The following is a 13,058-nucleotide window of genomic DNA, read 5'->3' on the forward strand; positions in this document are numbered from 1 at the left end:
CGGGGCAAGGTTAGCTAGCGGTTTGGGCCTGCTGGCTAAATAAGGCAATTAAGTCGTTTTTTGTGCGAATCTTGCGCTCAAACGACCGGATTTTGGTTTGCAGCATCTGGCGAAAGGCGTCGTTGGCGGCGCTGGGGCTGAGCTTGTCGAGGTTATCGCGCAGTACTTCCAGCTCCTGCTGGTCGTCTTTGAGCAGCTCGCGCAGGGTGCTGGCCCGGAAGCGGGCGCGCTCGGCGGGCGAGGTGGCGGGCTCGCCGCCCACGCGTTTGCGCAGGTGGTACTCGAGGGCGCTCAGCTCAAAAATCTTGTCGCAGGCCACCATAAAGCGCTGCCAGATGCGGTCCGACTCTTCGCCGCGCACCGTGCCCACCTGCTTCCATTCGGCTTGCAACGCCTTGGCTTGGTGAATGGCTTCCTGCGGGGGAATGTTCATCAGGGCTTCGGCCCGTTCGGCCAAGGCCCGCTTGCGGGCCAGCAACTCCTCGGGCGAGGCTGGCGCACCGGGGCTGCCGGCGCTGGCTTGCTGGGCCGCGATGTGCACCTTGAGCCGCTCAAAGAAATGATTGTTGGCGGCCCGGAAGCGCGTCCACAGCTCGGAGGCTTGCTTTTTGGGCAGGGTGCCGTTCACTTCGCGCCAGGCTTGCTGCAGCTGCTTGAGCTGGCGCGAGGTGGTTTCGAACTGGTCGGAATTCTTTAGGTTTTCGGCTTGCTGAATGAGCTCGCGGTAGCGGTTCTGCACCCGGTTGGTCATCGCCTTCTTGTCGGACTGGAAGGCTTTGCGGCGGTCGAAGAACTCTTGGATGGCCGTTTGGAACCGGGTTTCCAGCTCGTCGGTCATGGCCTTGTCCACGGGGCCGGTCTTGAGCCAGCCCTGGCGTAGGTCTTTCACTTTCTCGCTGGCCGAAATCCACTCCACGCTGTCGCGCAGGGCTTCGGCCTCGTGAATGAAGCCAATCTTGGTGGCCAGGTTTTTCTCCCGGTTGCGGGCCACGGTCACAGAAATGGATTCCTCGGCCTCGGTCAGGCGGCGCTGCAAGGCGGCAAAGTCGCCCAGGCCGTCGTAAGTCAGCAGCTGCTCTTTCAGGTGCAGGGCCTTCATCAGAAACGAGCCTTTGTTGTCGCTCGCCTCCATTTTGGCCAGCAGCGCGTCAACTTTGGCGCGCAGGGCTTCGAAACGCTGTGCAAAGTAGAGCAGCGCGGCATCGTCCGATTCTTTGACCAGGCCTATTTGGCGGGCGGGCTGGCCCAGCACTGGGCGTAGCCACACGCCGCCGGCTTCCACGTAGCCGTAGCGCTTGGCTTCGGCCAGCAAGGGGTCGGTTGGTTCCATACTAAAAATTAAGCTCGTGGGTAGGAGTGTAGAATACGTGTGTGCAGCTGAAACGTGGAACAGGAAGGAATTACAAGTTTACGGTAAAAAGGTGATGATGCGATGTACAAATCCGGGAACGCCGCCGAATGCCGAACCCACCCAGTACGGCCGCCTGGGCCAGACGGGGCAAAACCGGCGGGCCCGGGCATGGCCCACAAGCCCCGGCTGTCGTTCTTTGCGTCTTCAATCCGTCTATTAGCCCCTTCCCAGCCCTTCCCATGAGTGACCAGACCATCATCTTCAGCATGGCCGGCGTGAGTAAAATTTACCCGCCCCAAAAGCAAGTACTTAAGAATATTTATCTCTCGTTTTTTTACGGCGCCAAAATCGGCGTGCTCGGCCTGAACGGCTCGGGCAAGTCGAGTTTGCTGAAAATCATTGCCGGCGTCGACAAGCAGTTTCAGGGCGAAGTGGTGTTTTCGCCCGGCTACTCGGTGGGCTACCTCGAGCAGGAGCCCCTGCTCGACCCCACCAAGACGGTGCGCGAAGTAGTGGAAGAAGGCGTGGCCGAAACAGTGTCCATGCTGAAGGAATTCGACGAAATCAACGAAGCCTTCGGGGCCGAAGACGCCGACTTTGACAAGCTGCTTGACCGCCAGGGCAAGGTGCAGGAGCGGCTGGACCAGCTCGACGCCTGGAACCTGGACTCGAAGCTGGAGCGCGCCATGGATGCCCTGCGCACCCCGCCGCAGGAGGCCATCATCGGCAACCTGTCGGGCGGCGAGAAGCGTCGCGTGGCCCTATGTCGCCTGCTGCTGCAAGAGCCCGACGTGCTGCTGCTCGACGAGCCCACCAACCACCTCGACGCCGAAAGCGTGCTCTGGCTGGAGCAGCACCTGCAGCAATACAAAGGCACGGTCATCGCCGTAACCCACGACCGGTACTTCCTCGACAACGTGGCCGGCTGGATTCTGGAACTCGACCGCGGCTCGGGCATTCCGTGGAAGGGCAACTACTCGTCGTGGCTGGAGCAGAAAACCGACCGCATGGCCCGCGAGGAAAACACCGAAAGCAAGCGCATGAAAACCCTGCAGCGCGAGCTGGACTGGGTACGGATGTCTCCCAAAGCCCGGCAAAGCAAAGGCAAAGCCCGCCTGGCCAACTACGACAAGCTGGCCAGCGAAGAAGCCAAGGACAAGGAGCAGAAGCTGGAGCTGTTCATCCCTGATGGCCCGCGCCTGGGTGCCCAGGTGATTGAAGCCGAGGGCATCACCAAAGCCTTTGGCGACAAGCTGCTGTTTGAAAACCTGAGCTTCTCGCTACCCCAGGGCGGCATCGTGGGCATCATCGGGCCCAACGGCGCGGGCAAAACCACGTTGTTCCGCCTCATCACCCACCAGCTGGAGCCCGATGCGGGCACCTTCGAAGTGGGCCCCACGGTCCAGACGGCGTACATCGACCAGCAGCACGACACGCTGGACCCGAACAAGACGGTGTTCGACACCATCACGGGCGGCACCGAAACCATGCTGCTGGCCGGCCGGCCGGTGAACTCCCGCGCCTACGTGAGCAAGTTCAACTTTGGCGGCGGCGACCAGGAGAAGAAGGTCGGCATGCTATCGGGCGGCGAGAAAAACCGCGTGCACCTGGCCATGACCCTGAAGCAAGGCGCCAACCTACTGCTGCTTGACGAACCTACCAACGACCTGGACGTGAACGCCATTCGCGCGCTGGAAGATGCCCTGGAGAACTTTGCCGGCTGCGCCGTCATCATCAGCCACGACCGCTGGTTCCTGGACCGGCTGGCCACCCACATCCTCGCCTTCGAAGGCGACTCAGAAGTAGTGTGGTTCGAGGGCAACTTCACGGACTACGAGGAAGCCAAGCGCAAGCGCCTCGGCGATGTAGAACCGAAGCGCGTGCGGTACAAGAAGCTGGGGTAACAGCTGATTCAGCCACAGAAGAGCCGCGGAACGCCTGTTCAGCGGCTCTTCTGGCTTACTTACCACCCGCTGTTCTTTCTGATTACATTAGCTTGTCCTATTAAGAGTCCGGCCACAAGGGCTAAAGGCACTGTCGTTGGTTTCACTGGCTGAAGCCCACCTGCATTTTTTCAATATAGCCCTCTACTTTAACCTTATGCGCCTCTGCACGCTTGTTATCCTTCTCATAGGCGGTTTTCAGGCGTGGGCGCAGGGCGAAAACAACCACTGGGCGTTTACCTTGTCGCAGGGGCTTAGCTTCACGCCTTCCGGCCCGGTGTTCGAGAGCAGTGCGATGGTAGTTGTCTCGGAGGCAAACGCAACCATCTCCGACGCGCAAGGCCAACGCCTGTTCTATACGAATGGGGTCACGGTTTGGGACCGGCAAGGCCAACGCATGACCAACGCGTGCGCGAGCTGCAACGGCGCCGAAGGCGTATTGAGCGGGCATATATCGTCAGCCAAGGGGACCCTTATTGTTAAAAAACCGGGCAGCACCCAACTGTACTACATTTTCACCACCGACGCGCTCGAAAACCAGTTTGCTGGCGGGCTCACCTACACGGAGGTTGACATGTCGCTACGCGGCGGCCTGGGCGGAATAACGGCGGTGCAGAACGTGCGCCTGCCAACCCCTACGCTCACCGGCAAAGTCACCGAAGGCATTGCGGGCATGCAGCACGCCAACCGGCGCGATGTCTGGGTACTGGTGCACGGGCAGGGCGCAAACGATTCATTCTACAGCTTTCTGGTTACCGCCGCGGGTGTTAGTGCGGCGCCCGTTGCCAGTCGCGTCGGCAACGTTGGCAACCGGCTCAGCATCATGAAATTTGCACCAGACGGGCGGCGCCTGGCCCGCTGCGGCGGCCTCGCTGCTCCGATAGAGTTATTTGACTTTAGCAGTACCACGGGGCAGGTGTCCAACCTGCAGGAGATAGCTCCCGCGCGCAGCAGCGCATATAGAGGGGACCTCGAGTTTTCGCCCGATGCCCGAAAGCTTTACACGAAGGAGTCTGATATCAACGCGTCAGGTGCAAGCACTGCTAATGAAAACGTGTGTTTGCAATTTGACTTGCAGGCTGGCTCGGTGGCGGCTATCCAGAACTCCCGCTTGGTTTTCGAGAAGGGCTTTTACTATTACTATCTGGAGCTCGGACCCGACGGGCGCATCTACACCTCGCCTTTGCCGCATGTGGGCGTTATCGACAGGCCCAATCGACGGGGCAGCGCAGCAAGCTTTCGGGCGCTGGGCGTGCCCTTACCAAACGGCGCTGGCTTCATCTCATCCATCCAGAACATTGTGCGCATGCAGCCGCCAGCGCTGGATTTTATGGCAGAGACGGCCTGCGCGGGGTCCACGGTGCAGTTTGCGCCCTACGACATCCCCACCGGTACGGGTCCGCTCACGTGGACGTTCTATGACCCCGCCACCGGCATAGCTGATTCCGTGCAGGGCGTCAACGCCACGCGCACCTATCCCACGGCCGGCACGTTTTCGGTCACGCTTTCCACTACTTCCAGGGGCCAGTACTACCGGCTGAGCCGGTACTTAGTGATTACCCCGTTGCCAGTGGTGTCTTTGCCAGCCGACACGGTCGCGCTTTGCTCGGGCTCGTCGGTGCTGCAGCTACCTGCTCAGCTATTTGGCACCACCGTGCGGTGGTCTGATGGCTCCACGGATAGACAACTCACGGTAACCAGCGCCGGCAAATACTGGGTGGAAGTGCGCAGCTACCAAGGGTGCACAAGTGCTGACACGGTTGTCTTCACCCCTTGCCTAGTGCCGAATATCATCACCCCCAATGGGGACCTGAAAAACGAGACGTTTCGTCTACAAGGCGTGAAAATCAGCGAATGGCACTTGGAAATTTACAACCGGTGGGGCCAGTTGGTTTATCGTAAAGAAGGTTACGACAACAGATGGAATGGTCAAGGCCTACCCGGCGGAATTTATTTCTACCTGCTGCGCCATCCTCGCTCCGGCCAGCGGCTGCGGGGCTGGGTTGAGGTAATGCGTTAGTCTCTTGCCCATTCCTCCAGAGCCATAAAAAAGCCGTTCTGTTTCCAGAACGGCTTTTGGGCAAAACGGTCGGTTCGATTAGTTGCGCCGGCTGCCCCCCATGAAGATGCTGACGTAGTACAGCAGCGTGGCCAGCGAGCTAATGGCGGCTACCACGTAGGTCATGGCGGCCCACCAGAGGGCGTCCTTGGCCATGGCGTGCTCCTGGGCGGTTACCACGCCACGCTTGTCCATCCAGGCCAGGGCCCGGCGCGAGGCATCGAACTCTACCGGCAGCGTGGCAAACGAAAAGAGCGTGGTGAGCGAGAACAGCGCAATGCCCACGCCCAGTGGAATCAGGCTGCGGTTAATCATCACCACGCCGGCCAGCAGTATCCAGGGCATCCAGGTAGACACGGCACTCAGGGCCGGCACCATGGCCGAGCGAAACTGGAGCATGGAGTAGGCTGTGGCATGTTGCACGGCGTGGCCACATTCGTGGGCTGCAATGGCAGCCGCGGCCGCACTGCGCTCGGCGTACACGCCCTCGCTCAGGTTCACGGTTTTATCGGTGGGGTTGTAATGGTCGGTTAGGCGGCCCTGGGTGCTGATGATGCGCACATCGGTAATGCCGTGGTCGGCGAGCATAAGCTCCGCAACTTGGGCGCCCGACAGGTTGGATTTCAGCCCAACCTGGGCGTATTGCTTGAACTTGCTTCGCAGCCGCCACTGAATGCCGAAGCTGACCAGCATGAGCAGAATGAGAAGGAGATACATGGGTGTTGATGTGTTGAGAGTTAGGGTTGGTTGCGGCGAGCTACTGCAAACAAAATTGAGCTGAATTGGGCTATTTAACGACGGCACTTTGCTGCAAGCCAGCACGCTGCGCCACGCGTTCTACGAGCCCAGAATCCGCTCGACGATGCGGGAGGTGCTATAGCCCGGCACCAGCGGCACGGTTAGTACTTGCCCGCCTCTATTTAACACAGATTCGTGGCCCACAATTCCGTCAATAGCGTAGTCGTCGCCCTTCACCAGCACGTCGGGCTGCACCAGCTCAATGAGGGCCAGCGGCGTGGGCTCGCCAAACAGTACCACGGCATCGACAAAGGCCAACGAGGCCAGAATACGGGCCCGCGCCTCTTCGTCCTGAATGGGCCGCCCGGGCTTGAGGGCGCCCACCGAAGCATCCGTATTAAGGCCGACCACCAGGGCGTCGCCCAGGTGCCGGGCGTGCTCGAGGTAATCGACATGGCCCAGGTGCAGCAAGTCGAAGCAGCCGTTGGTAAACACCACTTTGCGGCCCTGCGCCCGCCAGTTAGCCAGAGTAGCGGGCAGGGCTTCCCGGGTCATGATTTTGTCTTTCGTCCACATGGCACGCTGGTTTTTTAGGAATGGCACATTGGGCAGTGCCTTATTGGTATTTACTCATTGTTTGTTGTCAATGGTTCATCCGCCAGCGCTTCTGCCTCCGTTAATATATTGCCCTTATCGGTAGCTGCCACCGCAACAAAGCTGATGCCACCCATCACGACTACCAGTAATGTCTGGGCACCGTGCACCACCAACGCATAGGCAATGCCGGCCTCCTTGCTCACCCCATATGCCAGCAATATGCCCTGTACCATAACGTGAAACGGCCCGATGCCGCCCGCCACGGGTGCCGCCATGCCAAAGGCTCCGAAAGTGAGCACCGCAAGCCCCGCCCTCATGTCAAGGCTATAGGTTTCGGGGAAGCAGAAGAAGGCGAGGTAATCCATCAGGTAGTACACCAGCCAGGTAAACAGCGTATGCAGCAGGAAAACGGCCTTGCGCTCCATCTTCAAAATACTAAAAACCCCTGCCAGCAAGCCTTTTATAAATAGTATTGCCTTATTAAAAAAGGCATTTTGCCGTAGCCGCTCCAAGTTGCGAAATAGGGCATAGCCCACCATCAGAAGCAGTATGCCCCCGACCACGGCGGCAATAAGCAAGGGCGTACGGTTGCGGGCAAGGGTATCGTATTTCCCCCCCAGCAGTTGCTTGGTCACAAAATCCCAGAAGGTGTTGAAGTCCAATAGCAATATGCTTCCGAGCAGCCCTAAGAGAACGACTACGTCAATCACGCGCTCGGTCACAACGGTACCCAAGGCCACCTGCACTGGCACACCGCTCGTGCGCCGCAACACAGAGCATCGGATGACCTCGCCCATGCGCGGGAGCACCAGATTGGCTAAGTAACCAACCATCATGGCATGGTACACAGACCAGTAGGGCGCGGGGGTCTGCGAAGCCTTGAGCTGCATTTGCCACCGGTAGGCGCGGCTCAAATAGCCCAACACCGAGAGCGTCATGGTCAAAGCCAGCCAGAAGTAGTTGGCCGTAGCGATGTAGTGGCCTATGCGCGATAGGTCTTGCCCCCGCACTGCATACCACATCAGCGCCACCGAGATACTCAGCAGCAACGCATATTTAAAGGTCGTGAGAAAGGTCTTCAATAGAATAAAAATACAAGGATGACCAATTACTGTATATCAATAATTGACAAAGGTAAACGGCCATAGCGTCCTATTCAGGCCTCCACTACCACGTTGTCGATAAGCCGCACCCCACCCAGGTGGGCCGCCAGGCACAGCACCACGGCCCGGCCGGCCACGTACGCTTCCAACGGCTGCAGAGTCTGCGCGTCGGCGACCTCAAAGTATTCGGGGGTAACCAGGGGCTCGCGCGTCAGGGCCGCTTCTGCTTCGGCGCGCACCTGGGCGGGGGGCACACCTTGCCGCACTTGGTCGGCCGCGGCGGCTAGTACCTGGTGCAGTAGAGGCGCGGCGGCGCGGGATGCTGGGTCCAGCCGGCGGTTGCGGGAAGACATGGCCAGCCCGTCGGCCTCTCGAATGGTGGGGCATGCCAGGATTTCCAGGTCAAAGGACAGGTCGGCGACCAGCTGACGAATCACGGCTACTTGCTGCCAATCTTTCTGGCCGAAATAAGCGCGGTGGGGGCGCGCCATGTGAAAAAGTTTGCTCACCACCGTGGCCACCCCGTTGAAATGACCAGGCCGGTGGGCCCCCTCCATCACCCGCTCCAAGGCCCCAAAGTCGAACCGGAGCACGGTGGGCTGGGGGTACATTTCGGCCACTGAAGGGACAAAGAGAGCCGTGCAGCCGGCCGGTAACAGCAGGGCCGCGTCGGCTTCGGGCACGCGGGGGTACAGCCGAAAGTCCTCGGCATTATTGAACTGCGTGGGGTTAACGAAAATACTGGTAATCACCTCGTCGCATTCGGAGCGCGCTGCTTGTACCAGTTGAAGGTGGCCGTCGTGTAAGGCGCCCATCGTTGGCACTAAGCCTATCCGTTGGCCGGCCTGGCGAGCTTGTTCCGTGTAAGCTTGCAACCCGGCGGCGGTAGTAAGTATCTGCATAAAAGAGGAAGGCAACTGGAAGGGCCCCCAAAGTAGGTTTTATTGATTTTCCGCTCAAAATTGTTTAATTTTGTGCACCCATAGTATGGCCTTGTCCCATTCTCTTCAATAATCCCTTATGTCGAAGCTACGAATCCTTTACGCGGCCACCGAAATTGACCCGTTTCTGCAGACCACGAAAGTGGCTGAAATGCTGCGTCGGCTCCCCGCCAGCATGCAGGAGATGGGATGCGAAATCCGCATTTTCGTACCACGTTTTGGCATTATCAACGAGCGCAAAAACCGGTTGCACGAAGTAGTGCGCCTCTCCGGTATCAATATCGCCGTGGGTGACGACGAGAAGCCTTTGGTTATCAAGGTCGCTTCTATCCCGACGGCCAAGCTGCAGGTTTACTTTATCGACAACGAAGATTATTTCCATCGCAAGTCGGCCCTGGTCGACAAAAACGACAAGTTTTACGCCGACAACGACGAGCGCGCCATTTTCTTCTGCAAAGGTGTGCTCGAGACGGTAAAGAAATTGGGCTGGTCGCCCAACATCGTGCATTGCAGCGACTGGATGACGGGCCTGATTCCGCTTTACCTGAAAACCACCTACAAAAAAGACCCGGTGTTCAAGGACGCCAAGTCGGTGTTTTCGATTTACAATAACGAATTCACGGACAAGTTTGAGGGCAACATCCTCGAGAAAGCCAAGATGCTGGACATCGACGACCAGATGCTGGCTTCGCTCAAAACGGCAGATTTCAGCGGCTTTATCAAGATGGGCATGGAATATGCCGACACGGTAGTGCGGTCCGACGAGGACTTCAGCGACAACATGAATGGCATGTTTACCGAATACGCCCTGCACAACCGGCTCAGCCAGGTAGCCACCGACGAAAATCTGCATTCTTCTTACCTAGCGCTTTACAATGAATTGGCTAACTAGCCGCAGTGCTCCCATCGTGGCTTTGGCCGCCCTGGCCCTGGCCAGCTGCGACAAAGGCACTGACTTGAACGTGGACCTGCCCGATACCACGTCTATCAGCACCGAGTATACCGAGTACAAGGACCCGCTCCTGGATGTGACCACCGTGCGCATCGCCCCGGTACAAACCCTCAAAACAGACCATTACCTGGTAGGCCGGCTGACTGACAACGTCGCCGGCACTACGGAGGCGCGCGCTTACCTGAATGTCGTAACCGGCAGCGCCAACGATTCGTTGCCGGCCAAGCTGACGACGCCCGTCCTCGATTCTGTGGTGCTGGTGATGGGGTTTGACAACGTGAACGGCAGCTCCACCACGCCCGCCCGCTTCGATGTCTCCAGCCTGCAAGCTCCACTGGATGAGCGCCTGGCCTATAACAGTGAGTCTGTTACGCCTATTGGCGCGGCATTGGGCCAGAACCTGGTTAGCCGCCTCGACCGCACCGTTCAGGTAGTAACGGATACCACTACGAAGCCAGCAACCACGAAGACTGTCGCCGACCAAACCCTCCGTTTGGTAATGCTGCGCACGGCGGCCACCGCGGCCCCATTTGCGCCAGCGCCTGCGGTTGCTTCTCCGTTCTTCACCGACTTCTTTGCGAAGCTGCGCAGTGCTGGTACCAGCTTTACGCAGACGCAGCTTGACGGCCTGTTGAAAGGCTTGGCCATTGAGCCAAGCGCTGGCTATTCGTCGGGCATTGTCAGCTTTGGGCGGTCGTACAACGCCCGTCTGGCTTTCTTTTTTCACGATGATGCCGTGGCGGCGCCTGCGCCTCCCAAGCGCCGGCACTGGAACTCGTATTCCATATTTCTCGGGCCGGTCTTCAGTAGTGCCGGTGGAGCCGGGGCCAGCGACCCGCGCTACTATACCAGCCTAAAGAATAATCAGACGGGCACTCCGCTCAGCGCCCTTTCCGACGCCACGCAGGCCGTTACCTCCGTTACATTGAACGGCACCAGCTATGTCCAGGAGGGAATTGGCCTCGGTACCCGCGTGACGTTTAAAGGTTTGGACAAATTACTCAGTACCCCTGGCCTGACCATCAACCGGGCCGAGTTACGGGCACCGATAAAGCCGTTTAGCAACTCGCTTTACCCGAATCCTCAGTATATCTACGCTTTGGAGGTGGACGCCAGTAACAAGGTATTGCAGCGCATAGTCAACTTTCTGCCCTCCGACCGGGTGGTGCAGGCAGATGGCACCAATCAACTGGGGATAAGCAACCCGGCCATCGGTAATCTGGTAGACGCCAGCACCACGCAGCCTTATTACAACCTGTTAATCACCAGTTATTTGCAGGCATACCTAGCTAATAAATTGGAGGGCCAGCCCACTTCGCTGGTGCTCGTGCCGAACATTCGCACGTCGACTGCGTTGTCGCTAAACAGAGCAGTACTCGACGCCGCTAACATTAGCTTGCGCGTTTACTATTCTAAGCGGTAACCCGAGGCTGGTGTCTCGTAAAAGGAATCATCAGCCACCCTCTCTTCATTATTATTTCAAGTACTTAACCCCTTCCTGCCATGTGCGGCATTGTTGCTTATTTGGGCCATCGTGAGGCCTGCCCTATTATCCTCAAAGGATTGCATCGCCTCGAATACCGTGGCTACGACTCAGCCGGTGTTGCCTTGCTCAACGGCGAGTTGAATGTTTATAAGAAAAAGGGCAAAGTCAGTGATTTAGAAGCATTTATTGCACAAAAAGACACGCATGCTAATGTTGGCATGGGCCACACGCGTTGGGCCACGCACGGCGAGCCCAACGACGAGAATGCCCACCCGCATTACTCTACGTCGCAGCGGATTGCCATTATTCACAATGGTATTATTGAGAACTACGCTGCGCTGAAAACGCACCTGCAGAAGCAAGGGCACACGTTCCATTCTGATACCGATACCGAAGTATTTGTTAACCTGATTGAGGAAATCCAGAAGGAGAATGCATGCTCGCTGGAGGAAGCCGTACGCTTGGCTCTGCATGAAGTAGTAGGTGCTTATGCCATTGTGGTCCTCAGCAAGGATGCTCCTAACCAGCTTATTGCCGCCCGCAAAGGCTCACCAATGGTGATTGGTATTGGCGAAGGAGAGTTCTTTATTGCTTCGGACGCCACTCCCATTATTGAGTACACCAACGAAGTAGTGTATGTGAATGACTACGAAATCGTAGTTATCCGCGATGGGCAGTTGGAAATCCGCAGCAAGGAAGATGTTAGCCAGACGCCCTACATCCAGAAGCTGGAGATGGAGCTGGACAGCATCGAGAAAGGCGGCTATGAGCATTTCATGCTGAAGGAAATCTTCGAGCAGCCGCGCTCCATCTTGGACTCCATGCGTGGGCGCCTGGAACTGGAAGCTGGCCACTTGAACATGGGCGGCATCCGGGCCTACGAGCAAAAGTTTGTGAATGCCCAGCGCATCATCATTGTGGCGTGCGGTACCTCGTGGCACGCCGGCTTGGTGGCCGAGTACCTAATTGAGGACCTGGCCCGCATTCCGGTGGAAGTGGAATATGCGTCGGAATTCCGCTACCGCAACCCCATCATCACGGAGCGTGACATTGTAATTGCCATTTCGCAAAGCGGCGAAACGGCCGATACGCTGGCAGCTATTGAGCTGGCTAAGAGCAAGGGCGCCACCATTTTTGGCGTATGCAACGTGGTGGGCAGCAGCATTGCCCGTGCCACCGATGCCGGTGCATATACCCATGCCGGCCCCGAAATTGGGGTGGCTTCTACGAAGGCCTTTACAGCCCAAGTAACGGTGCTGACGCTGCTGGCCATGATTATGGGACAGAAGCGCGGCACTATCACCGACACCAAGCTGCGCGAGTTGATGGTGGAGTTGGATACGATTCCCTCCAAGGTTGAAAAAGCCTTGGAGCTTGACACTGAGATTCAGGCCATTGCTGAAATTTTCAAGGATGCGACCAACTTCCTCTACTTAGGCCGGGGCTATAACTTCCCCGTGGCACTGGAAGGTGCGTTGAAGCTCAAGGAAATCAGCTACATCCATGCCGAAGGCTACCCAGCCGCGGAGATGAAGCACGGCCCGATTGCGCTCATCGACGAGAACATGCCCATTGTGGTAATTGCTACCCGCGACAGCTCGTACGAGAAAGTGGTGAGCAATATTCAGGAGGTGAAAGCGCGCAAAGGCCGCATCATCGCCGTGGTGAGCGAGGGCGACACGGTAATTCCTGCTATGGCCGAGTTTGTAATTGAAGTGCCTCACACCAGCGAAATCCTGATGCCCCTAGTATCGGTAGTTCCGCTGCAGTTATTGAGCTACCATATTGCGGTACTGCGCGGTTGCAACGTAGACCAGCCACGTAACTTGGCGAAGTCGGTAACAGTAGAATAATTTTTGTTGATTGGCTAGGCCCATGATACTATTAC

Annotated in this window: 10 protein-coding genes; 5 read left to right on the forward strand and 5 right to left on the reverse strand. The window is 57.8% G+C overall.

What is annotated here, in order from left to right:
* Positions 1-10: 10 nt before the first annotated feature.
* Positions 11-1,330: a DUF349 domain-containing protein gene (locus LJ738_RS09750; protein WP_227786136.1), complete on the reverse strand. Its 1,320-nt coding sequence runs from the start codon at positions 1,328-1,330 to the stop codon at positions 11-13.
* Positions 1,331-1,590: 260 nt separating this feature from the next.
* Between LJ738_RS09750 and ettA the strand changes: the two genes are divergently transcribed.
* Complete coding sequence (gene ettA / locus LJ738_RS09755; protein ID WP_227786137.1) at positions 1,591-3,255, forward strand: energy-dependent translational throttle protein EttA; 1,665 nt, start codon at positions 1,591-1,593, stop codon at positions 3,253-3,255.
* Between the two features lie 196 nt (positions 3,256-3,451).
* Positions 3,452-5,314: a T9SS type B sorting domain-containing protein gene (locus tag LJ738_RS09760; RefSeq protein ID WP_227786138.1), complete on the forward strand. Its 1,863-nt coding sequence runs from the start codon at positions 3,452-3,454 to the stop codon at positions 5,312-5,314.
* A 78-nt stretch (positions 5,315-5,392) separates the two neighbouring features.
* Here LJ738_RS09760 and LJ738_RS09765 read toward each other — a convergent pair whose 3' ends face one another.
* The 4 genes from LJ738_RS09765 to panC form a co-directional block, all read right to left on the reverse strand.
* Entirely contained in the window at positions 5,393-6,070 is a 678-nt protein-coding gene (locus LJ738_RS09765; protein ID WP_227786139.1) for a zinc metallopeptidase, read from the reverse strand.
* A gap of 120 nt (positions 6,071-6,190) precedes the next feature.
* The gene (rfaE2, locus tag LJ738_RS09770) at positions 6,191-6,667 is read right to left on the reverse strand and encodes a D-glycero-beta-D-manno-heptose 1-phosphate adenylyltransferase (RefSeq protein WP_227786140.1); all 477 of its coding nucleotides are present in this window, start codon (positions 6,665-6,667) and stop codon (positions 6,191-6,193) included.
* A 50-nt stretch (positions 6,668-6,717) separates the two neighbouring features.
* Positions 6,718-7,770 carry a lysylphosphatidylglycerol synthase transmembrane domain-containing protein gene (locus LJ738_RS09775; RefSeq protein WP_227786141.1) on the reverse strand — a complete coding sequence of 351 codons (1,053 nt, stop codon included), beginning with the start codon at positions 7,768-7,770 and terminating at the stop codon, positions 6,718-6,720.
* Positions 7,771-7,844: 74 nt separating this feature from the next.
* Positions 7,845-8,693 (reverse strand): pantoate--beta-alanine ligase, encoded by an 849-nt coding sequence (gene panC, locus LJ738_RS09780; RefSeq protein ID WP_227786142.1) that lies wholly within the window; start codon positions 8,691-8,693, stop codon positions 7,845-7,847.
* 118 nt (positions 8,694-8,811) lie between these two features.
* Here panC and LJ738_RS09785 point away from each other — a divergent pair, with 118 nt between their 5' ends.
* The 3 genes from LJ738_RS09785 to glmS all read left to right on the forward strand — a co-directional run bounded on the left by LJ738_RS09785 (position 8,812) and on the right by glmS (position 13,023).
* A complete protein-coding gene (locus LJ738_RS09785) occupies positions 8,812-9,624 on the forward strand; it encodes a glycogen/starch synthase (RefSeq protein ID WP_227786143.1) in 813 nt (270 codons plus the stop codon).
* Complete coding sequence (locus LJ738_RS09790) at positions 9,608-11,107, forward strand: DUF4270 family protein (protein WP_227786144.1); 1,500 nt, start codon at positions 9,608-9,610, stop codon at positions 11,105-11,107. Before LJ738_RS09785 ends, LJ738_RS09790 begins: the two co-directional genes overlap by 17 nt.
* Before the next feature lie 80 nt (positions 11,108-11,187).
* The gene (glmS, locus tag LJ738_RS09795) at positions 11,188-13,023 is read left to right on the forward strand and encodes a glutamine--fructose-6-phosphate transaminase (isomerizing) (protein WP_227786145.1); all 1,836 of its coding nucleotides are present in this window, start codon (positions 11,188-11,190) and stop codon (positions 13,021-13,023) included.
* The last annotated feature ends 35 nt before the right edge of the window (positions 13,024-13,058 follow it).

The organism is Hymenobacter plasmatis, assembly GCF_020711255.1.
In the GTDB taxonomy this organism is placed as follows: Bacteria; Bacteroidota; Bacteroidia; order Cytophagales; family Hymenobacteraceae; genus Hymenobacter.

What these genes read in the sequence shown, in the direction of transcription:
- LJ738_RS09750 (WP_227786136.1), bottom strand. Translation starts at nt 1,330, where the DNA reads ATGGAACCAACCGACCCCTTGCTGGCCGAAGCCAAGCGCTACGGCTAC.
- rfaE2 (WP_227786140.1), bottom strand. Translation starts at nt 6,667, where the DNA reads ATGTGGACGAAAGACAAAATCATGACCCGGGAAGCCCTGCCCGCTACT.
- LJ738_RS09765 (WP_227786139.1), bottom strand. Translation starts at nt 6,070, where the DNA reads ATGTATCTCCTTCTCATTCTGCTCATGCTGGTCAGCTTCGGCATTCAG.
- LJ738_RS09760 (WP_227786138.1), top strand. Translation starts at nt 3,452, where the DNA reads ATGCGCCTCTGCACGCTTGTTATCCTTCTCATAGGCGGTTTTCAGGCG.
- panC (WP_227786142.1), bottom strand. Translation starts at nt 8,693, where the DNA reads ATGCAGATACTTACTACCGCCGCCGGGTTGCAAGCTTACACGGAACAA.
- ettA (WP_227786137.1), top strand. Translation starts at nt 1,591, where the DNA reads ATGAGTGACCAGACCATCATCTTCAGCATGGCCGGCGTGAGTAAAATT.
- LJ738_RS09790 (WP_227786144.1), top strand. Translation starts at nt 9,608, where the DNA reads ATGAATTGGCTAACTAGCCGCAGTGCTCCCATCGTGGCTTTGGCCGCC.
- glmS (WP_227786145.1), top strand. Translation starts at nt 11,188, where the DNA reads ATGTGCGGCATTGTTGCTTATTTGGGCCATCGTGAGGCCTGCCCTATT.
- LJ738_RS09785 (WP_227786143.1), top strand. Translation starts at nt 8,812, where the DNA reads ATGTCGAAGCTACGAATCCTTTACGCGGCCACCGAAATTGACCCGTTT.